Consider the following 20,178-nt stretch of genomic DNA (forward strand, 5'->3'; position numbering starts at 1 on the left):
CAGCCTATGAAACTGCATCAGCTTAACGAACAGCAGGCGAAGCAGGCACTCCCCCGCGCCAAAATCGCGCTGCTGCCCTTAGGCGCGGTGGAGCCACATGGCGATCACCTGCCACTGGATACCGATAACCTGCTGGCTGAACGCTTTTGCGAACGGCTTGATTGCGCGCTGGGCGAAGACGCCATTACCCTGCCGGTGATGTGTTACAGCCAGGTGTGGTCGTTGCGCGGCCATGCCGGGGCGATTGATATTGGCAACGCGCTGCTGGGGGATCTGCTGGTGAGCCTGGCGCGCAATATGGCGGGCTACGGCATTACCACCACGGCGGTGATCAACGCCCATTACGGCAATTTCGACGCCATCAAGGCGGCGGCGCGCACGCTTCGGGAGGAGGGCATCACGCTGCTCAGCTACAGCTGGGCCGGGATGGACTGCTGCGTGGCGAAACTGCGCGAATCGGCGGTGGCGTATCCGGGCTATATGCATGCCGATGAAATCGAAACCTCGTTGATGCTGGCACTCGCCCCGGAGACGGTGGACATGTCCCAGGCGCGGGAGCATTACCCCGCGTTCCCGGAAGATTTCCGCTACCGCCCCGCGCCCTGGACCGCGTTTTCCGATTATTCGGTACTGGGCGATCCGCGCTGCGCCAGCGCAGAGAAAGGCGAAGCTTTCGTTCAACAGGCGCTGGAAACCACACTGGCGTCCATTACGCGCATTATCAGGGAGGTGCAATGATCAGCCCGAACGCAATCCATCTGGATTACCCGGCCACGTCTGCCGACGAGGCCATCCGCAAATCCGGCGACGCGCTGTGCGCCGCCGGAGCCTGTAGCGAGCAGTACACCCAGGCGATGATCGACAGTTATCACCAGTTCGGCCCCTATTTTGTGATTGCGCCAGGCCTGGCGATGCCCCATGCCCGCCCGGAAAACGGGGCGATTGCGCCGCAAATCAGCCTGGTGCGGTTGCGCGAGCCGGTAGAGTTCGGCCATGCGGAAAACGACCCGGTACAACTGGTGCTGGGCCTTTCCGCGACCAACAGCGATCAGCATATTCAGTTGATTCAAAAAATCGTCACCCTGTTGGGCGATGAAGAAAATTTGCAAACCTTAATGAATTCCCATGATGCGCAGCAGATTTATCGTCTGATGATCGATGCGGAATAAACCACTACGTCCGTCTGGAGAACTAACAATGAAAATTCTAACTGTGTGCGGTTTGGGAATGGGGTCGAGCTTAATTTTGCGGATGAACGTGGAAACGGTGCTCAAAAAGCACGGCGTGGACGCGAACGTCGAGCATATGGACGTGTCTGCCGCCGCGTCGGCGAATGCCGATCTGGTGATCACCAACGCCGAGCTGGTGGGCAATTTACAGCATCTTTCCTGCCCGGTGGTGGTGGTGAATAACTACATCGACACCAATGAAATCACCCAGGCGCTGGTCAACGCAGGCATTCTTACTCAGGGGTAAGACCATGAACGAATTTATCGGCGTACTGCGTTGGATCACCGTCAATATCTTCGGCGAAGCGTCCATCCTGATTGGCCTGATCGTACTGCTCGGGCTGGTGCTGCAAAATAAACCGCTGGCGGATATTGTCTCCGGCACGCTGAAGGGGATTTTAGGCTTCCTGATTATCGGCGCCGGGGCAGGGATTATCGTCTCCGCGCTGCTGATCTTCCAGCCGATCTGGACCGAAGTGTTCGGTTTAAGCTCCATGAACCTGACCAATATTATCGGCCAGGTGAAGTTCAGCGAGCGCTACGGCAGCAGCGTCACCATCGCCATCGCGGGTGGGTTCGCCTTCAACCTGCTGCTGGCGCGCCTGACGCGCTTTAAATACATCTACCTCACCGGGCACATGATGTTCTGGACCACCATGATCTTCGCGGGCGTGATGGTCAACAGCAACCCGGCGATCTCCGGCTGGCAGCTAACGCTGATGCTCACCGTGATCATGGGTCTGTACTGGACGCTGCAACCGGCGCTGGTCCAGCCGTGGGTGCGTAAAATCACCGGCAACGACAATATCGCGCTCGGCCATACTTCGGCCTCGGTGGCGCTGCTGGGGGCCATTTTCGGCAAACTGTTCTCCCGCAACAGCATCAGTTCAGAAGATATCCAGGTACCGAAAAAACTCGGCTTCCTGCGTGATTCCAACGTAGTGACTGCCCTGACCATGACGCTGCTGTTTTTTATCGGCACCTTTATTCTGCAAATTAAAGGCACCCCGAAAGCGGCGGAAATCCTGGCGCAGTCCGGCGATTTAAGCTTCTACATCTATGCCCTGAAACAGTCGCTGATGTTTACCGGCGGGATTGCGGTGGTGCTGCTCGGCGTGCGGATGTTTATCGGCGAAATGGTCCCGGCGTTTAACGGTATCGGTTCGCGGCTGGTTCCCGGCGCACGTCCGGCGCTGGATTGCCCGATCCTGTTTAACTTCGCGCCCAACGCCGTGGTACTCGGCTTTGTGGGCGCGTTTGTCGGCTCGCTGCTGTGGCTGACGCTGATCGGTCATTACACCGGCTACGTGTTTATCCCCAGCATGATCGTGATTTTCTTCCATGCGGGCACCGCCGGGGTATTCGGCAACGTCACGGGCGGGTATAAGGGCGCGCTGCTGGCGGGCTTTATCACCTCGACGGTAGTGGCCTGGGGGCAATACTTCTGCGTCAGCTACTTCGTTAATAACACCGTGCCGGACACCGCGCTGTGGGCCGGAGACAGCGATATGTTCGTGCTGTCGCCGCTGATTAGCGCCTTAACCCGTCTGCTGACGTTCTGAGGGAGATAACCATGAGTCACGCAGTTAACGCCTATTTTGATCAAATCAAGCAAAAGCTGGCGCAGCTGGCGGCGCAGCAGGCGGTTATCGACCGCGCCGCGCAGGCGATGCTCGACACGGTGCTGAAGGGCCGCAATCTGTTTGTGTTCGGCGCCAGCCACGCGGGGATTCTGGCGGAGGAGATGAGCTATCGCGCAGGTGGGCTTGCTATCGTCAACCCGCTGTTTTCTCCGGCGCTGATGCTCAACGTGCGTCCGCTAACGCTCACCAGCGCGGTAGAAAATGTCGAAGGGCTGGGGAAAGTCATGGTGGAAAGTTCCCCGCTGGCGGCGGGGGACACGCTGATTATTCATTCGGTTTCCGGGCGCAACGCGATTACTCTCGACGTGGCGCTGGCGGCAAAAGCCTGCGGGGCGACGGTGATTGCCATTACCAGCCTGGAGACGGCAAAGCGCGTCACCTCGCGCCACTCCAGCGGCAAACTGCTGGCAGAGGTCGCCGACATTACGCTGGATAATCAGTGCGACTACGGCGACGCCTCGGTCAACCTGCCAGGGCTGGCGCAAAAAGCCGCGCCGCTGTCGACCATCATGGGCGCGACCCTCGCCAACAGCCTGGTGCTGCGTTTGTGTGAGCTGATGCAGGAGAACGGCGTAACGCCGCCAATCCTTGCCAGCGCAAACATAGACGGCAATCAGCAGATAAATCGGGATATAATGGACGCTTACCGGAGCCGAATTTTCTACCTCTGAGTGGAGCAATTGTATGTTCGAGTCTGATGGACTCCCGCTTTACCTCAAAATCAAAAACATCATTTTGCAGCGCATTCTGTCGTGTACCTATACCGACAGGCTGCCCGGCGAGTTGATCCTTGCCGATGAGTTTAATGTGGCGCGCGGCACCATTAAGCAGGCGATCGATTCACTGGTTAGCGGCGGGATGGTGTATCGCGAACAGGGTAAGGGCACGTTCATCAATCGCGACGCGCTGCATAAGCACTATGCAGACCTGCCGGATGTGCTGGTGGCATTTCACCACCCGCATCCGGCTCAGGCCGAGGTAGTGTCGCTGCTGGCGACCATGGCGGACCACGAGGTTGCCACCAAAATGGGGCTTGAAGTGGGTAGCCAGGTGATGCGCCTTGAACGTCGCATACAGCAGGGCGATAAAATTGTCGGACATACCCTGAGTTGGCTTAACGGACGCTTTTATAACGATCTTAGCCATATTGATGATGAAGGCTCGTTGTATTCCCAGTTGCGGGAAGCGTTCGGTTATTCGCCCACCCAGGCGCAGGAAAGCTTCACGCCGGTTGTCTGCGACGCCAGGCTGGCGCGGCTGCTGAATATCGAACCGGGAGGCGCGCTGTTCAAAATCGAGCGTATCGCCCGCAATCCTGACGATGTGGTGCTGGAGTACAGTATTTCGCATGTCAACGACGCCGTGCTCACCCTGCAAATCGCCGCCAGCCAGAATGCCGCCGATGCCCACTGGCACTGCAAAATCGTGTCCCGGTAACCCTCGCCGGGCAACGCCGCGGTGGGTTGCACTTTCTTAAAAACAGATACCCTTTTTCATTTACTGGTTAACATTTAGAATAAAATGCTGCTTTAGATAATAAGGATTATCATTCCATTCCGAAAAATACCCCTTAATTTCCGTTAATCCATGATTTGCTGCGTTGTGTCAATTTTGCCTTAGCATAAATTTCCAAAAATACACACTTTCTTCACGCCACTAAAGAGAGTGATGTCATGCCAATCATGGAAGACGAAAGCGGGATAACGACCGTCAGCCGTCGCCGCTTTATCCAGGCCAGCGCCGCACTGGCAGCCGTACCCCTGGTGGTGCCGCAGTTTGTTTCTGCGGCAACCGAATCGCCCGCCTCCTCAACATCACCCGTTACGCCGCAGGATACCGGGCGTGTGGTGCCTACCTGCAGTACCTTCGACTGCGGCGGCAAATGTGATATTCGCGCCCATGTCGATCAGGGCGTTGTTACGCGTATCACCACGCTCCCCGATGGGGAACTGGATGAAGCCATGCCGATTATGCGCGCCTGTATTCGCGGCCGTGGTTATCGTAAATTCGTTTATCACCCGGACCGCCTGAAATATCCGATGAAGCGCGTCGGTAAGCGCGGTGAAGGGAAATTCGAGCGGATTAGCTGGGATGAAGCCACCACGCTGATTGCCGATAACCTCAAGCGGATCACGGCCAAATATGGCCCGGCCTCGCGCTATGTGCATGTGGGCACCGCCGTCAGCGGCGGCACCTTCTCCGGTGATAAAATGGTGCGCCGCCTGCTGAACCTGACCGGCGGCTATCTGGAGTACTATCACTCCGTCAGTATGGGCAATACCGCCGCCGCCACGCCGTACACCTACGGTACGCCAGCGACCGGCAGTTCGCTGGATACGCTGCTGGAGACCCCGTTGGTGATTTTGTGGGGCCACAACATCAACGAAACCATTTTTGGTCACGCCAATCACTACTTCCAGCAGATGAAACGCAACGGTACGCGCTTTATCGTTATCGATCCGCGCTATTCCGATACCGTGGCCTCGCTGGCGGACCAGTGGATCCCGCTGCTGCCGACCACCGATAACGCGCTGATGGACGCGATGATGTACGTCATCATCACTGAAAATCTGCACGATAAAGACTTTATCGCCCGTTACACCCTGGGCTTTGACGAAGCGAGCATGCCGGAAGGCGTACCGGCGAATGAATCGCTGGTGGCGTACCTGACCGGAGCCAAAGATGGCGTGGCGAAAACACCGGAGTGGGCGGAGCCGATCACCAAAGTACCCGCTAACACCATCCGCCAGTTGGCGCGTGAATACGCGACGGCCAAACCGGCGGCATTAATCCAGGGCTGGGGCCCACAGCGCCATATCTGCGGCGAGCGTACCGCGCGCGGCTCTACGCTGCTGGCGACCATTACCGGCAACGTCGGCAAAAAAGGCAGTTGGGCGGCAGGCTACGGCGGGATCGGCAACCGTAAGTTTATGAGCGAGCCGGAAAGCATCGAGAACCCGATCGCGGCGAAAATTTCGGTGATGAGCTGGATGCAGGCGGCAGAAGACGCCAGTAAAGTCACGCCGGAGCAGGGGCTGAAAGGGGCTGAAAAACTCGACAGCAATATCCGTATTCTGTTTACGCTGGCGGGCAACTATCTGGCGAACCAGAACCCGGACATCAATAAGGCGGCGAAGCTGCTGGAAGACGAATCGAAAATCGAGTTTATCGTCGCCAGCGATTTGTACCTGACGCCGAGCGCCAAATACGCCGATCTGCTGCTGCCGGAAACCAGCTTTATGGAGCGCTGGAACATCGGCGAAACCTGGGGCACCGGCAACTACGTGATCCTGTCAGAAAAACTGGTCGAGCCGGAATTCGAGCGCCGTTCAGACTACGAGTGGCTGCGTGAAGTCGCTGCGAAGCTGGGCGTGGAGCAAGCCTTTAGCGAAGGGCGCGATGAAAAGCAGTGGATCGAGCACATTGTCGAAACCACCCGCGCCGCGATGCCTGCTGAAAACATCCCGAGCTTTGAGCAGTTACAGGTTCAGCGCCGTCACCTGTTCAAGAGCGAGCCGTATGTGGCGTTCGCCGATAACCTTCGCGACCCGCAGAACAATCCGTTCAAAACGCCGTCCGGCAAAATCGAAATCTTCTCGAAACGGCTGTACGACATGAACAACCCGGAAATCCCGGCGTTGTCTCACTACGTGCCCGCGCACGAAGGGCCGCAGGATGCGTTAACCGAGAAATATCCGCTACAACTGATCACCTGGAAAGGGAAAAACCGCGCCAACTCCACGCAGTACGCCAACCCGTGGTTGCAGGAAGCCCAGACCCAGAAGCTGTGGATTAACCCGCAGGACGCTGCACGGCGCGAGATCAAGCAGGGCGACAAGGTACGCATCCATAACGATCGCGGTATCAGTATGGTGCCAGCCGAGGTCACGCCGCGCATTATCCCCGGCGTGGTGGCGCTACAGGCCGGCGCCTGGTGGCAACCGGACGCGTCAGGCGTGGATCACGGTGGCTGCGCCAACGTGCTGAGTTCCACCCGCATCACCCCCCTGGCAAAAGGGAATTCGCATCAAACTATGCTGGTCGAGGTTGAGAAAGCATGAGCCAATACACGGAGTTTCCCCCGGTAAGCGACAAGCAACTGGGTTTTTATATCGATTCGTCGCGCTGTTCAGGGTGCAAAGCCTGCCAGGTGGCCTGTAAAGACAAAAACAATCTGGAGCCGGGCCGTCGTTTTCGCCGGGTGTATGAAGTCAACGGCGGCGGGTTTACGCCTGGCGGTAACGGCGGGCTGGAAAACAACGTTTACGCCTACACGCTGTCGATTTCCTGCAACCACTGTGCGGACCCGATTTGCACCAAAAACTGCCCAACCACGGCAATGCATAAGCGCCCCGGCGACGGCATCGTGCGGGTCGATACCAGCAAGTGCATTGGCTGCGGCTACTGCGCCTGGTCGTGCCCTTACGGTGCGCCGCAGTTTGATAAAGAAGCGGGGCAGATGTCGAAATGCGATTTCTGCGTCGATTTGCAGGCAAAAGGCGAAGATCCGATTTGCGTGGCGACCTGTCCGCTGGGCGCGATTAAATTCGGCCCGATTGACGAACTGCGCAAACAGTATGGTTCGCTTTGCGACGTTCAGGGACTGCCGGATTCGGCGATCACCCATCCGAACCTGGTGGTGAAGCCGCATCAGGGCGCTGAAAAGGGAAGTAACTAATTATGCATGAATGGCCATTATTGATATTTACTCTGCTGGTTCAGGCGTCGGTAGGTTTAACGCTGTTCACCGCGCTGGGCGCATTTAGCCAGCAGGCGAATGCCCTTGCTTTGCGCATGGCGCTGGTCGTCAGCTGTGTGCTGGGCGGCGTCGGCCTTATCGCGTCAGTGGCGCATCTGGGCTATCCGCTCAATGCGTTTAACTCGCTGCGCCATATCGCCAGCTCCTGGCTGAGCCGTGAAATCGTCTTTGCCGCGCTGTATCTGGGCGTGCTGGGCGTGACGACGCTGCTGGCGCTGTTCGCCAAACGCATCGTCCCGCTGTTGGTGTTGCTGGCTGGGGTGATTGGGCTGGTGGATGTGTATTGCATGAGCAATATTTACATCAACGCCTCTGTTGTCACCTGGATGCATATCAACACGTACTTTATGTTCTACGGCTCGGTACTGATCCTCGGTGCGGTGCTGGCGATGCTGATGCTGGTAACCCGTGGGCGGCACGGCGAACTGCGCGGAGTGGCGAATGTCGCGGTGGCTGCGGTGGTGGTGGCCGTTGCTGCACGTCTGGTTGAACAACCGGCGTATATGAGCTTCCTGTCCGCATCGCGTTTGAGTGACACTGTCACGTTCCCGCTTCAGGCGCTGGCGGCATTTGATGCGCTTTCCGGCGTTCGTATCGCGGCCTGGTGCGTGATGGTGGTCGGTGCGGCGCTGTTTGCGCTGTCATTGCGCCAGCCGCGTATTGTCCGTGGATTAGCGCTAACTGGCGGCCTGCTGCTGGTGGTGGCTGAAATCATGGCGCGCTTCACTTTCTTTAGCCTGAACTGATATGTCATTGTTGTCGTTAAACCTGAACCCTGCGCCGCCCGGCGCAGGGTTTTTATGTGTCCGCTATAAGGTCAAGAAAAACGCCTGCCAGGCCTGTGTCGATGCCTGTCCGCTCCGGGCTATCAGCCTGACCGCGGGCCAGGTAGTGATTGATGAGAGCCAGTGTAACCAGTGCGGGCGCTGTCTGTTTGCCTGCCCAACGGATGCGCTGGAAAACATTCATCCGGTCAAACGCCACTGGCATGACGATCGCCTGACCGCGCCGCTCAGCGCTCAGCCTGCCTGTGTGGAAGAGTTGCTGATGTGGCATTTTCACTACGGTATCCGGGCCATTGAGCTGGATACGCCCCACCAAGGGTGGTTACGCGCGATTGCCGAACTTAATCTCACACTCAAACAACTGGACGAGCCTGTATGGCGGTTGGCGCAGCCAGCCTCCATCGCGGTGAATACTGCGCGCCGCCAGTGGCTAAGAATGAATAACCAAACTGACAGCGGAGAGGTGCCTTACGGTCGACGCGCCTTGCGTGACGCTGTCACTTTTGTTAATCATTATTCGATGACATTTACGGCGGAGCAGTGTTACCTGTGCGGTGCCTGCGCGCGCATCTGCCCGGAACAGGCGATTCGCCTGGAAGCCGATTGCCTCACCCTGGATAATGCCCGCTGTACCGGCTGCGGCCAGTGTGCGGCGGTCTGTTTCCCTGCTGCCATCGATAGCGTAAAAATGCCTAATACCCAGGCAGAACAGCGTTTGCCGGTGATGCAGCAGCATTGCGATACCTGCGGCCAGGCCTTTAGCGCCTGGACGGCTGAACAATCCACGTGCCCATTTTGCCGCCAGCACACCATTGGCATGCGATAAGGAATCATCATGAAAGCGGATTTACCCCACTGGGCCCGGTTACTCAATTTACTGGCGACCGCGTACCGTACCGCGCCGCAAACGGACGCATTCACTCCGATCGCCGAATTTTTCCAGACGCCGGACTGGCCGGAACTGTGGCCTGCACAAACGGCAGACATGACCGCGCTGCAACCTGAACTGGCACAGCCGGACAAGGTTCTGCTTCAGGAACAGTGGCAATGGCTGTTTGTCGGCCCGGCGAGTCTGCCCGCGCCGCCGTGGGGCTCGGTATGGCTCGATCCCGAACATGTATTGCAGGGCGACTCCACGCTGCGGCTGATGGATTTCCTGAATACGCACCGTATCACGCTGAATACCGACCACCCCGAGCCAGCGGATCATATTGGTCTGATGTTATTCCAGGCCTCATGGCTGGCGATGGAAAGCCAACCCCGGGCATTGCTGGAACTGCTGAATGCCCATTTTCTGACGTGGTTACCGCGCTATGTTGAGGCGCTGAGTCAGGCTCATCCGCAGGGCTTTTATCGCGCGTTGGGCGCGTTGACGCTGATGACCGTCAGGCAATTGTCTCTGCAACTTGATGAGACCCAGCCGGAAAGGATCATATAACCGTAACCGGTTATTTATCCTTATTTCACCCGAACAACGCTGCCGCTGCGAATTAATCTGAAACAGGCCCAGGAAAGCGGGAAGATTATTAACGAAGCGGCAAGCAATTATATTTATCCGCCAGGCCAGCTATGGCGAATAATTAATCTTCCTCTTGCGCTTCGTTACGGGCTATTGCCGGACAGGGCGCGCCACGCAAGGCGTCAAAAACCACAAAATAAACCCAACCTTTCAGGCCGATATTTTCCCTCCCCGCCGGGCTTACCCGTTACCTTCATTTTCTGCGTCTATACTCAAGGCGTTAAATAACTTACTGCCGGTTCGTTTAATACCGGTTTTTCGATGATGAGGCAGCCATGTTTGGTTTAGACGCGTTTATTCTTGCCAGGATACAGTTTGCCTTCACCGTATCCTTTCACATTATTTTTCCGGCTATCACCATTGGGCTTGCCAGCTATCTGGTGGTACTGGAAGGGATGTGGCTGAAGACCCACAATCCGCTGTGGCGTTCACTGTATAAGTTCTGGCTAAAGATTTTTGCCGTTAACTTCGGTATGGGGGTGGTGTCCGGTCTGGTGATGGCCTATCAATTCGGCACCAACTGGAGCGGATTTTCACAGTTCGCCGGCAGTATCACCGGGCCGCTGTTGACCTATGAGGTCCTGACCGCGTTCTTCCTTGAGGCTGGCTTCCTCGGTGTGATGCTGTTCGGCTGGAATAAGGTTGGGCCGGGGCTGCACTTTTTCTCAACCTGCATGGTGGCGCTCGGCACGCTGATGTCTACCTTCTGGATCCTCGCATCGAATAGCTGGATGCACACGCCGCAGGGCCACGAAATCATTAACGGCCAGGTGGTGCCCGCCGACTGGTTTGCGGTGATCTTCAACCCGTCGTTTCCCTACCGGCTGTTTCATATGTCAGTAGCAGCGTTTTTGAGTAGCGCCATGTTCGTCGGCGCGTCTGCCGCCTGGCATCTGCTGAAAGGCAACGACACCCCAGCGGTGCGTAAAATGTTCTCGATGGCGCTGTGGATGGCGCTGCTGGTTGCGCCCATTCAGGCGGTGATCGGCGATATGCACGGCCTGAACACGCTTAAGCACCAGCCTGCGAAAATCGCTGCCATCGAAGGCCACTGGGAAAACCCGCCCGGCGAACCGACGCCGCTGCTGCTGGTGGGCTGGCCGGATATGGAGCAGGAGCGCACCCGCTATGGCTTGGAAATCCCGGCGCTCGGCAGCCTGATCCTCACTCACAGCCTCGACCAACAGGTTCCGGCTCTGAAAGATTTCCCGAAAGACGAGCGGCCTAATTCCACCATCGTGTTCTGGTCGTTCCGCCTGATGGTCGGGATGGGCCTGCTGATGATCGGGCTGGGGCTTATCAGCCTGTGGCTACGCTATCGCGGACGGCTGTACCTGTCGCGACCCTTCCTGCATTTCGCGCTGTGGATGGGACCGTCGGGCTTAATCGCTATTCTGGCCGGATGGGTGACTACCGAGGTGGGGCGTCAGCCCTGGGTGGTCTATGGCCTGATGCGCACCCGGGACGCGGTCTCGGCGCACAGCGATCTGCAAATGTCCATCAGCCTATTGGTGTTTATCGTGGTGTATTCCCTGGTGTTCGGCGTCGGGTATCTGTACCTGATCCGGTTGATAAAAGTCGGGCCACAACCTGAAGACAATCTGTCGTCGAAAACCGATGGCCGACCTGCGCGGCCCATTTCCGCCGTGGGCGAGCGTCTGGAAGAGGAGAAAAGATAATGAACATCGACCTGTCGGTAGTGTGGTTCGTCATTATTGTTTTCTCGACGCTGATGTACATCGTGATGGACGGCTTCGACTTAGGGATTGGCGTGCTGTTTCCGTTTATCCGCGACCCGCATGACCGTGACGTGATGGTCAACAGCGTCGCGCCGGTCTGGGACGGTAACGAAACCTGGCTGGTGCTCGGCGGCGCAGGGCTGTTCGGCGCGTTCCCGCTGGCCTACGCGGTGATTGCCGACGCCCTGACCATCCCGATTACCCTGATGCTGATCGGCCTGATTTTCCGGGGCGTGGCGTTTGAGTTTCGCTTCAAAGCCACCGAATCGCACCGCCCCTGGTGGGACGTGGCTTTTCTGGCGGGCTCGATCCTGGCGACTTTCTGCCAGGGGATTATCGTCGGCGCGGTAATTAATGGCTTCCCGGTGGAAGGGCGCACCTTTGCAGGCGGCGCGCTGGACTGGCTAACGGCGTTTAATCTGTTCTGCGGCCTGGGGCTGGTGGTGACTTACGCGCTGCTGGCGGCGACCTGGCTGATAATGAAAAGCGAAGATCCGCTGTTTTCCCGGATGCGCCAGCTTACGCCGCCGCTGTTAATCCTGCTGTTGATCGTGATGGCGATTGTCAGTGCCTGGACGCCGCTCACCCACGACGATATCGCCCAGCGCTGGTTCTCGCTGCCTAATCTGTGGTTCTTCCTGCCGGTCCCCGTGCTGGTGCTGATTTGCAGCCTGGCGCTGTGGAAAAGCGTTTCGCGGCCTGGTCATCATGCCACGGCGTTTATCCTGACGCTGGCGCTGGTGTTCCTGGGCTTTAGCGGGCTGGGGATCAGCATCTGGCCAAACATCATTCCGCCGGATATCTCCCTGTGGGAAGCCGCCGCGCCACCCGCCAGCCAGGGCTTTATGCTGGTGGGCGCGCTGCTGATTATCCCGGTGATCCTTGCCTACACCTTCTGGAGCTACTACGTGTTTCGCGGCAAAGTGCGCCACGGGGAGGGCTATCATTGATGGAAAAACGGCAAAGCAAACTGAGCCAGATTTTATGGCTGGTGGTGATTTGGGCCGCGAGTATCCTGGCACTCGGCGCGGTGAGTATGGTGCTGCGTTTGTTAATGACCTCGGCGGGGCTGAAATCCAGCTAGCGCCGATTAGCGCCGATTAATGAATGGCACTCATAACACCATCCCGGTTTTATGCATAGATGTGGATGCCGGTGGCGATTACGCTTTTAGCTTAAAGCGCCGCTTTATTGATAAAACGGCGCGATAGGTCAGATACGCTCAATCTTCGCCGGTAACCCCTGGCGGACTGCCGAGCCGGATACCCAGTCGAGCCAGCTATTCGGCACCGTGCGGGTCGGGTCGGCAAAGCCCAGATCGTTCTGGTTAATGCCAGCGCCATTCTGGGGCGCGACAGCCAGCGGTGCGCCGTCCAGCGTGTGCGGGCTGGCACCCATTTCCCGGTGGCCATAGCCGTGCTCGATGGCTATCACACCGGGCATTACGCCTGCCAGCAGGCTGATCTGCGCGGTGGTACTGCCGCCCGGCGTGGTAATGCGCACTTCATCGCCGTGTTGAACGCCGAAGCGTTTGCCATCCTGCGGATTGAGCGCCACCAGGTTGACCGGCTTCACGTGGTGCAGGCGCGGGATCACGATGGTCGAACTGCTCATTACGTTGGACTTAAACGAGATCATCTTCAGCGGCCAGGCGTCGGGCTGATACACCTCGTCCAGCGCTTTACCGTCAGATAGCCGCGCCGGATACCAGGCCGGACAGCCGCTGTAGCGCTCGCCGGTAATGGCGTGGCGGTGCTTCGCCACCTCGGCGTTCCAGATTTGCAGCGGTTTATCCCAGCGGTTACCGATACTGCCGTTTTCCCGACCCGACTGATGCGGCGCAAAACGCCCGCCACGGGTGAAGATAAACGCTACCCGCTGGGCTTCGTCCGGTTTGAGCGTCTGGTTGATGGCGGGCATCAGCCGGTCAACGCCGGTGAGCGCTATATCCTGCTGGCTCGCGGCAGGTGCGGGGGCTTTCCCGGCATACGCAATATTGGCCGCCACCCGCAGGTAATACTGCTCTGCGCGATGAAGTGCCAGGGCGTTACCGTCGCTGTCCAGCATGGCGTTGTCACCGAAGCCGGGCAGGCCGATACGCTGCGCCACGGCGATACAGAACGCCTCCATCGAAATCGGTTCGCCCTCAGCGGTGCGGGCGGTAGCGGGTTTGACCACCGGCCAGCGCGCGGTAGTGGCTTTACTGGCGACGCCCGCCCAGGGGGCGCTGAACCCCCAGCTTTCAAAGTTATGGGTATCCGGCACCAGATAATCCGCCAGCGCGGTAGTTTCGTTGATAAACGCGTCAATGGCGATAAACAGCGGCAACCGCGCCGGGTCTTTTAGCTGTTCCTCGGCTACTGCCCGGAACCCGGCGATGCCGTACACCGGGTTAGTCATATTGGAAATCCACGCTTTCAGCGGGTAAGGGTAGCCGTTGAGCGCGGAGGGCAGCAGCTCGGTAAGCTGCCCGGCGACAAACGGATACCACGGCGCTTTGGCGGGCCACGGCGACTGCCCGGCGGCGACTTTCTGGCGGTATTCATCGGAGCTTTCATAGGCGGCTTTGCTGCGGCCAATGTTCAGCCCTTTGGGTTTTACCATACCGGGGAAACTCGCCAGGTTATAGCGCGGCCCGTCGGTGACGCCGTTAAACTTGCCGCCGCCGACAAACACGCCGCCTTCCAGACTGAGGTTGCCGATCAGCGCGTTAAGCATCATCACTGCCCAGGCGTTATAGAACCCGTTGCCGGACATCATCCCGCCGTGGGTAATCACCGCCGCCTTACGCCCGTGGCCGGTAAAGGCCTCCGCCAATTGCGCGATCCGCGCCACCGGCACGCCGCACTGGCGGCTGTATTCTTCCAGCGACAGTTTCTCCGCGCTCTCTTTGAGCAACTGGTACGCGCTTTTCACCGTGACCTCGCTGCCATCCTGCAAGGTTAGGGTGCGGGCCACTAACAGCGTAGCGGCAGGGCAGCTTTCCGCTGGCACCAGTTCACCCGTTTGATCGACCACCAGCACGCTGTCGCCGCCGCCGTTCAGCAGCGCGGCGGTAAGGTGTTGCCCGGCCTGGGGATGATCGTCGCTGGCGATCACCAGATGGGTGGCGTTAGTCCAGCTTTTCTCCTGCGTCTGCTGCATCGCCGCCACGCCCGGCAGGGAAAGATAACGCTCGTTGGCGCGCTGGTTGTCAATAATCCAGCGGATCATGCCCATCGCCAGCGCGGAATCCGCGCCCGGCACCACCGGCAACCACTGGCCGCGCGGGTCGGCCATCACCGTCGTGAGCGGCAGCGCAGGGGCCACCACCACGTAGCTGAAGTTATCCCGCAGCCGCGCAGTGGCAAGCTGGCTGGCCTGGCGCTTAAACGGGTTGCCGGATTGCGCCGGAGAGGTGCCCATAAACAGCGCGAACTCCACGTGCTCCCAGTCGGGCTTCACGTGCGGGTTTTTGTCCAGATCGTTCATCAACGCGCCTGACCCGGCACGGTAAGATAACCCGCAGTACGCCCCGTGCGCGCCAAAGTTTTTACTGCCGAAACTGTTCTGGGCGAAGCGGCGCATAAAGGTGTCGCGCCCGTCATCACTGGTATTGGTGACCAGTAACTGGTTGGCTTTGGGGCCAAAACCGGGATGTGCCGGGTCGATGGGGGTTTGCAGATCGCGAATGGCGCGTAACCCGTCAACATGGCCTTCGCCAAACAGATCGCCGCCGTCTACCACTTCGGCAATCAGTTGCTCGAAGCTGATGCGCTGCCATTTGCCTTCGCCGCGTTTCCCGACGCGCTTCATCGGCTCCAGAATGCGCAACGGGCTGTACAACGCCTCCAGGGTGGTCGCGCCACGGGAACAGACGGTAGAGCGGGCGTCGAGACCGCTTTCGCCGCCCATCTGCGCCAGCGCCTGCGCCACCGGGATTTTGGCATCGACGTGCTGTTCCTGCGACAGCGGGTGGTACGGGTTCCCGGCGATGCGGATCACTTTGTCGGTTTGCCGATCGACGCGCACCCGGATGCCGCACTGGGTCCAGCAGCCGAAGCACTGGGTCATCGACACCGCCTGCTGCGGATTGGCCTGCCAACCCGGAGCGGCATGGCCTTCCGGGATCAGCGCATTGCCGTAGATACGGTGTAGCGTCACGTTGCCGGAGGTGCCGTTCACCAGCCCGTCAAAGGTTCTTTTGACAACGTCCCGGTAGCTCAGCCCAAATGCGCCAACCCCTCCGAGTACCAGCCCCACTTTAAGCCACTGACGACGGGTTAATTCAGGCATGATGATTTCTCCGCATTAAGCCATTCACAATTTCACGCGCGATGATAAGCAGCGCCATCCACAGCCCGAAGGTGCCGACAATCGCCAGCAGCCCGTCGGTGCCCATCGGCAGCGAGTACGGGTTAAACAGCGCGTTATATTTCGGGAGGGTTTGCCCCTCGATGAGTAAGGTCCAGCGCATCAGCCAGCTAAGCGCCATAGATACCAGCGCCAGCGCGATGCCGCCCGCCAGCGGTAACGGGCGTTTAAGCGCGAACAACGCCACCATCAGCGTTAACAACCACAGTACCGCCCAGCCCGTTGCCAGCGTTTGCGCCTGGGGCCATGCCAGCCAGTGTCGCAGCGCCGCGCCGGACAGCGCATCGCCGGAAACCCACATCAGCACCACGATGGCCAATAAACCCAGCGTAACCAGCAGACCGCGCGCCAGCTTTTGTTGCAGCGGCTGAGTGCGGGTAGCGGCAATCAACAGCGCCAGCAGGGTCTGGAACGCGCTCAGGAACATCGCCAGCGGGAACCACCAGCTAAACCAGACGGGACGGGCGCGCACCACCGACACTTCGCGCCCGGTATACAGCAGCAGGCCAATCGCCGTCAGGGCGCAGGCAAAGGCAACCCAGCGGGTGAGGGCAAAGGTTTTGCCGTAAATCTTCTGTACGGTCGCGGCGATAAACCACAGGCCGATAAAGCCGGTAAACAGCGGCAGGAACAGCGCGCCCCAGGGCATCCACGACCACGGCGTCGGCCAGGCGTAAAAGTGCCAAACCCTGGCGGTTTGATGGAGATCCGCGGTCAGCGCCAGCGGCGCGGCGATGGCGCAGGTCAGGCCAATCAATAGCGTCAGCCGTTCCAGCGCGGGCTGACGGCCACGTAATCCGCAGGCCAGCAGCGCCGCGCAGGCGGCAATCCCAATAAAGAAGAAATACTGGACCGCCCAGGGCAGCCAGGTGACGTCCTGCGGGTGGGCGAGCACTTCATTAATCATCAGCGGCGACATTTACACCTCCTGCCAGAGCGCGGGCTGGCTGCGGCCCATTAACGGGGTAACAAACGCCTCGTCCAGGCCCAGGTAAAACACCTGCGGCGAGGTGTTATCTTCCGGTTTCAGCACCCGGATAGCGTCCTTGTGCTCATCCAGCAACTGGCGCAGACGGCTTTGTGGATTATGCAAATCGCCGATAATGCGTGCGCCGCCAACGCAGGACTCCACGCAGGCGGGCAGTAAACCCGCTTCAAGACGGTGAACGCAGAACGTGCATTTATCGGCGGTCTGGGTTTCATGGTTGATAAAGCGCGCGTCATAGGGGCAGGCCTGTACGCAGTAGGCGCAGCCCACGCAGCGCTGATTATCAATAACCACGATGCCGTCTTCGCGCTGGAAGGTGGCCTGTACCGGGCAAACCGGCACGCAGGGCGGGTTATCGCAGTGATTGCACAGGCGCGGCAATAGCACGTTAGTGACAACGTCACTGTCTTCCCGCCGTACCTGGTACTGGTTCACCGTGGTACGGAATTCGCCCTGCGGCGTCTGGTTCTCAATCGCGCAGCTTACGGTGCAGGACTGGCAGCCGATGCAGCGGCGCAGATCGATCAACATGGCATAGCGATGGGCGGCGGACCCTTCGCGGCGCGTCGGGCCAAAAGACAATTTAGCCTGCGCCAGCGGAAGGGTGGCCGCGCCCGCCGCCGCCGTTACCCCCAGTTGCCTGAGAAAAATGCGTTTACTGATATCCATACTTATCTCCGTCGACGCCGTTACAATCCATGCGTCACAGTGTTGTTAACAGCGTGATGAATAAACAATCTGTATGATTTACAGTGTAAAAATTGGCGAGGGGCAGGGACTATTGTGGTAAACCACATACCCGGCGGGTTGTTGATCTAACGCAACCCGACGCGGTGGGAGACAGTGTGAAAAGGGCATTATTACTGATTTTTTGCCTCGGTTTCGGCTCGCCAGCCGTGGCCGGGGAATCGACTATCGGCGTGCTGGCAATGCGCGGCGATGCCGCGACCCTGCGGCACTGGCAGCCGCTGGCGGATTCTCTGAACCAGCAGGTGCCGGGTGAGCGTTTTCGTATTCAGCCGCTCGATCTCAGCCAGATGCGTGAAGCGGTGAATCAAAAATCTATCCAGTTTGTGGTCACTAATCCGGCGCAGTTTGTCCAGCTTAACAGCCATTACCATTTGCGCTGGCTGGCGTCGCTGCGTACCCGGGACGGCAATAACATTATCGGCAGCGTTATCCTGGTGAATCGTGAAAGTAAATTACAGGATCTCCAGGATCTGACGAATAAAACCGTTGGCGCTATCGATCCTCTGGCCTTTGGCGGTTATCTCACGGGTTATAAGGCGTTAGCCGATCGCGGCATTCAGCCAGAGAAAGATCTCCGGCTGCGTTTTACTGGCTTTCCGGGCGATGCGCTGCTCTATCTGCTGCGCGAAAAGGCGATACAGGCGGCGATTGTGCCGGTGTGCTTGCTGGAGCAGATGGACGCCGAAGGGTTAATCGACAAAAGCGCGTTTCGCCCACTGTTGGTGAACCCGGTTGCCGCGCCGTGCGTCACCAGTACACCGCTATATCCAAACTGGTCGTTTGCCGCGTTGCCGGACGTCGATAACGCGCTGGCGGATAGCGTGGCCAGAGCGTTGTTAAACAACCAGCAGCCGCCATTTTTATGGGGCGCGCCGGTCTCCACCAACGATGTCGAGAGCCTGCTGCGGGCGGTAAACCAGCATCCGGAACAGCGGCGGCTGTGGCAGGACGTGCGTCGTTGGCTAATGCAAAACCAGTTTGCGGTCGGGGTGTCGATACTGGCCCTGCTGCTGCTGACGGTGAATCATATCTGGATCGCTCTGCTGGTGCGCCGACGCGGCCGACAGCTGGCAAAAGCCAGCGAAACGCTGCGCCAGCAGGAGAAAGCGCTGGAGAATGCCCGTCAGCTCAGCGTGTTGGGGGAGATGGCGTCGGGTTTTGCTCATGAACTTAATCAGCCGCTGTCGGCCATTCGTCACTACTCCCAGGGCTGCCTGGTGCGCTTGCGTAAAACCGATGCGCACCATTTTCTGATCCCGGCGCTGGAGCATATTGATGCTCAGGCGCAGCGCGGCGGCGATACGCTGCGTAATTTGCGGCACTGGGTGCAGCCGCCGTCGGCCTTTGATGCTGATGAACGCGAGTCTGTTACGGTTCCTGTCAGAGAGACGGCCCAGCGCGTCGCGGATCTACTCCGGCTTGGGCAGCATTATCCAATGCTGACGCTGTTTAACCCGTTACCGGGATCGTTCACCCTGACGCTGCCGCCGATGGTGCTGGATCAACTGCTTGCTAACCTCATTCTTAACGCTGCCCAGGCAGGAGCCAGCGCCGTCTGGCTGATGGAGCAGGATGGCGGGATAGTGGTGCAGGATAACGCCGGCGGAATAGAGGACGAGCAGCTGTTCCACGCGTTTCGGCCCTTTAACACCACCAAACCCGACGGTATGGGGCTGGGGCTGGCGATCTGCCAACGGCTGATCCGCGATGCTTACGGCGAAATCACGCTGGATAATCATCCCGCGCCGGACGGGAAAACCGGGTTGCGGGTGGTGCTGCAATTTTCAATTCATGAATTTAAGGATGCCTGATGTCTGTTGTTCATCTGGTCGATGATGATGTCGCCGTGACCGAAGCCTGTCAGTTTTTACTGGAGGGGGTGGGTTATACCGTTCAAAGCTGGAACGAGAGCCTGCCGTTTTTGGCGCAGGCCGCGCTGCATGAAGAAGGGGTCGCGCTGCTTGATTTGCGGATGCCACATCTGGACGGTCACGGGCTGTATGGGGAATTAATAAAGCGCCGCAGTACCCTTGCGGTGATTTTTCTCACCGGTCATGGGGATCTGCCGGTCGCGGTGGAGCAAATGAAGCGTGGCGCGGTGGATTTCCTGCAAAAGCCGGTATCCGCCGAAGCGCTGGTCGTCGCGATTGAACGGGCGCAGGCGGTGTCCGCAATGGCCTTTGAACGCCGTTGTATCCGCCAGCGCTATGAAAGCCTGACGCCGAAAGAGCGGGAAATCGCGCAGTTTATCGTGCAGGGCCTGATGAACCGTGAAATCGCCGGGCGGCTCAACGTGGCGTTGCGAACGGTGGAAGTGCATCGCGCCAGGGTGATGGAAAAGATGGCGGCGGTGAATATCGCCGAGCTGGTGGGAAAGATGCGGGCAATGGAATAACAGGCCCGGGCGGGCCTG

Annotated in this window: 19 protein-coding genes; 16 read left to right on the forward strand and 3 right to left on the reverse strand. The window is 58.9% G+C overall.

Translation table 11 applies throughout. The annotated features are described in order from the left end of the window. Nucleotides 1-6: 6 nt before the first annotated feature. From RT120_RS03575 to RT120_RS03640, 14 genes are all read left to right on the forward strand, one after another. Nucleotides 7-738, forward strand: coding sequence for a creatininase family protein (locus tag RT120_RS03575; protein WP_312979451.1), 732 nt, complete (start codon nucleotides 7-9; stop codon nucleotides 736-738). Next, nucleotides 735-1,169 carry a PTS sugar transporter subunit IIA gene (locus tag RT120_RS03580; protein WP_125293281.1) on the forward strand — a complete coding sequence of 145 codons (435 nt, stop codon included), beginning with the start codon at nucleotides 735-737 and terminating at the stop codon, nucleotides 1,167-1,169. The genes RT120_RS03575 and RT120_RS03580 overlap by 4 nt, the downstream gene beginning before the upstream one ends. Before the next feature lie 28 nt (nucleotides 1,170-1,197). Next, complete coding sequence (locus RT120_RS03585; protein ID WP_312979453.1) at nucleotides 1,198-1,476, forward strand: PTS sugar transporter subunit IIB; 279 nt, start codon at nucleotides 1,198-1,200, stop codon at nucleotides 1,474-1,476. A 4-nt stretch (nucleotides 1,477-1,480) separates the two neighbouring features. Then, nucleotides 1,481-2,791, forward strand: a complete 1,311-nt coding sequence (locus tag RT120_RS03590) for a PTS ascorbate transporter subunit IIC (protein ID WP_312979455.1) — start codon at nucleotides 1,481-1,483, stop codon at nucleotides 2,789-2,791. An 11-nt stretch (nucleotides 2,792-2,802) separates the two neighbouring features. After that, entirely contained in the window at nucleotides 2,803-3,543 is a 741-nt protein-coding gene (locus RT120_RS03595) for an SIS domain-containing protein (RefSeq protein ID WP_312979458.1), read from the forward strand. A 13-nt stretch (nucleotides 3,544-3,556) separates the two neighbouring features. Continuing rightward, nucleotides 3,557-4,309: a GntR family transcriptional regulator gene (locus RT120_RS03600; RefSeq protein WP_312979460.1), complete on the forward strand. Its 753-nt coding sequence runs from the start codon at nucleotides 3,557-3,559 to the stop codon at nucleotides 4,307-4,309. A 236-nt stretch (nucleotides 4,310-4,545) separates the two neighbouring features. Beyond that, nucleotides 4,546-6,933, forward strand: a complete 2,388-nt coding sequence (locus tag RT120_RS03605; RefSeq protein WP_312979462.1) for a DMSO/selenate family reductase complex A subunit — start codon at nucleotides 4,546-4,548, stop codon at nucleotides 6,931-6,933. Further along, nucleotides 6,930-7,550 (forward strand): DMSO/selenate family reductase complex B subunit, encoded by a 621-nt coding sequence (locus RT120_RS03610; RefSeq protein ID WP_312979464.1) that lies wholly within the window; start codon nucleotides 6,930-6,932, stop codon nucleotides 7,548-7,550. Before RT120_RS03605 ends, RT120_RS03610 begins: the two co-directional genes overlap by 4 nt. Before the next feature lie 2 nt (nucleotides 7,551-7,552). Next, entirely contained in the window at nucleotides 7,553-8,377 is an 825-nt protein-coding gene (locus RT120_RS03615; RefSeq protein ID WP_312979467.1) for a dimethyl sulfoxide reductase anchor subunit family protein, read from the forward strand. Nucleotide 8,378: 1 nt separating this feature from the next. Further along, nucleotides 8,379-9,242 (forward strand): 4Fe-4S binding protein, encoded by an 864-nt coding sequence (locus RT120_RS03620; RefSeq protein ID WP_312979469.1) that lies wholly within the window; start codon nucleotides 8,379-8,381, stop codon nucleotides 9,240-9,242. A 9-nt stretch (nucleotides 9,243-9,251) separates the two neighbouring features. Next, nucleotides 9,252-9,854, forward strand: a complete 603-nt coding sequence (dmsD, locus tag RT120_RS03625; protein ID WP_312979472.1) for a Tat proofreading chaperone DmsD — start codon at nucleotides 9,252-9,254, stop codon at nucleotides 9,852-9,854. 356 nt (nucleotides 9,855-10,210) lie between these two features. After that, nucleotides 10,211-11,614 (forward strand): cytochrome ubiquinol oxidase subunit I, encoded by a 1,404-nt coding sequence (locus RT120_RS03630; protein WP_312979475.1) that lies wholly within the window; start codon nucleotides 10,211-10,213, stop codon nucleotides 11,612-11,614. Continuing rightward, nucleotides 11,614-12,624, forward strand: a complete 1,011-nt coding sequence (gene cydB, locus RT120_RS03635) for a cytochrome d ubiquinol oxidase subunit II (protein WP_312979477.1) — start codon at nucleotides 11,614-11,616, stop codon at nucleotides 12,622-12,624. Before RT120_RS03630 ends, cydB begins: the two co-directional genes overlap by 1 nt. Continuing rightward, entirely contained in the window at nucleotides 12,624-12,758 is a 135-nt protein-coding gene (locus RT120_RS03640) for a DUF2474 domain-containing protein (RefSeq protein WP_312979480.1), read from the forward strand. The genes cydB and RT120_RS03640 overlap by 1 nt, the downstream gene beginning before the upstream one ends. A 128-nt stretch (nucleotides 12,759-12,886) precedes the next feature. Here RT120_RS03640 and ttrA read toward each other — a convergent pair whose 3' ends face one another. Genes ttrA through ttrB form a run of 3 tightly spaced genes read right to left on the reverse strand, consistent with a single transcriptional unit; the run spans nucleotide 12,887 to nucleotide 17,684 of the window. After that, nucleotides 12,887-15,949, reverse strand: coding sequence for a tetrathionate reductase subunit TtrA (gene ttrA / locus RT120_RS03645; RefSeq protein WP_312979486.1), 3,063 nt, complete (start codon nucleotides 15,947-15,949; stop codon nucleotides 12,887-12,889). Further along, entirely contained in the window at nucleotides 15,942-16,946 is a 1,005-nt protein-coding gene (gene ttrC, locus RT120_RS03650; protein WP_312979489.1) for a tetrathionate reductase subunit TtrC, read from the reverse strand. The genes ttrA and ttrC overlap by 8 nt, the downstream gene beginning before the upstream one ends. Then, nucleotides 16,947-17,684: a tetrathionate reductase subunit TtrB gene (gene ttrB, locus RT120_RS03655; protein WP_312979493.1), complete on the reverse strand. Its 738-nt coding sequence runs from the start codon at nucleotides 17,682-17,684 to the stop codon at nucleotides 16,947-16,949. It lies immediately after the preceding gene. A gap of 164 nt (nucleotides 17,685-17,848) precedes the next feature. Between ttrB and ttrS the strand changes: the two genes are divergently transcribed. Further along, nucleotides 17,849-19,576, forward strand: a complete 1,728-nt coding sequence (gene ttrS / locus RT120_RS03660) for a tetrathionate respiration histidine kinase TtrS (RefSeq protein WP_312979496.1) — start codon at nucleotides 17,849-17,851, stop codon at nucleotides 19,574-19,576. Continuing rightward, a complete protein-coding gene (gene ttrR, locus RT120_RS03665; RefSeq protein WP_312979498.1) occupies nucleotides 19,576-20,160 on the forward strand; it encodes a tetrathionate respiration response regulator TtrR in 585 nt (194 codons plus the stop codon). Before ttrS ends, ttrR begins: the two co-directional genes overlap by 1 nt. Nucleotides 20,161-20,178: the final 18 nt, after the last annotated feature.

It is taken from the genome of Atlantibacter sp. (assembly GCF_032062175.1).
In the GTDB taxonomy this organism is placed as follows: Bacteria; Pseudomonadota; Gammaproteobacteria; order Enterobacterales; family Enterobacteriaceae; genus Atlantibacter.

Coding starts and splice junctions, on each gene's coding strand:
- cydB (WP_312979477.1), top strand. CDS start 11,614: ATGAACATCGACCTGTCGGTAGTGTGGTTCGTCATTATTGTTTTCTCG.
- RT120_RS03630 (WP_312979475.1), top strand. CDS start 10,211: ATGTTTGGTTTAGACGCGTTTATTCTTGCCAGGATACAGTTTGCCTTC.
- ttrA (WP_312979486.1), bottom strand. CDS start 15,949: ATGCCTGAATTAACCCGTCGTCAGTGGCTTAAAGTGGGGCTGGTACTC.
- RT120_RS03640 (WP_312979480.1), top strand. CDS start 12,624: ATGGAAAAACGGCAAAGCAAACTGAGCCAGATTTTATGGCTGGTGGTG.
- RT120_RS03615 (WP_312979467.1), top strand. CDS start 7,553: ATGCATGAATGGCCATTATTGATATTTACTCTGCTGGTTCAGGCGTCG.
- RT120_RS03585 (WP_312979453.1), top strand. CDS start 1,198: ATGAAAATTCTAACTGTGTGCGGTTTGGGAATGGGGTCGAGCTTAATT.
- ttrR (WP_312979498.1), top strand. CDS start 19,576: ATGTCTGTTGTTCATCTGGTCGATGATGATGTCGCCGTGACCGAAGCC.
- ttrC (WP_312979489.1), bottom strand. CDS start 16,946: ATGTCGCCGCTGATGATTAATGAAGTGCTCGCCCACCCGCAGGACGTC.
- RT120_RS03600 (WP_312979460.1), top strand. CDS start 3,557: ATGTTCGAGTCTGATGGACTCCCGCTTTACCTCAAAATCAAAAACATC.
- RT120_RS03575 (WP_312979451.1), top strand. CDS start 7: ATGAAACTGCATCAGCTTAACGAACAGCAGGCGAAGCAGGCACTCCCC.
- RT120_RS03580 (WP_125293281.1), top strand. CDS start 735: ATGATCAGCCCGAACGCAATCCATCTGGATTACCCGGCCACGTCTGCC.
- RT120_RS03590 (WP_312979455.1), top strand. CDS start 1,481: ATGAACGAATTTATCGGCGTACTGCGTTGGATCACCGTCAATATCTTC.
- ttrB (WP_312979493.1), bottom strand. CDS start 17,684: ATGGATATCAGTAAACGCATTTTTCTCAGGCAACTGGGGGTAACGGCG.
- RT120_RS03595 (WP_312979458.1), top strand. CDS start 2,803: ATGAGTCACGCAGTTAACGCCTATTTTGATCAAATCAAGCAAAAGCTG.
- RT120_RS03620 (WP_312979469.1), top strand. CDS start 8,379: ATGTCATTGTTGTCGTTAAACCTGAACCCTGCGCCGCCCGGCGCAGGG.
- RT120_RS03610 (WP_312979464.1), top strand. CDS start 6,930: ATGAGCCAATACACGGAGTTTCCCCCGGTAAGCGACAAGCAACTGGGT.
- RT120_RS03605 (WP_312979462.1), top strand. CDS start 4,546: ATGCCAATCATGGAAGACGAAAGCGGGATAACGACCGTCAGCCGTCGC.
- dmsD (WP_312979472.1), top strand. CDS start 9,252: ATGAAAGCGGATTTACCCCACTGGGCCCGGTTACTCAATTTACTGGCG.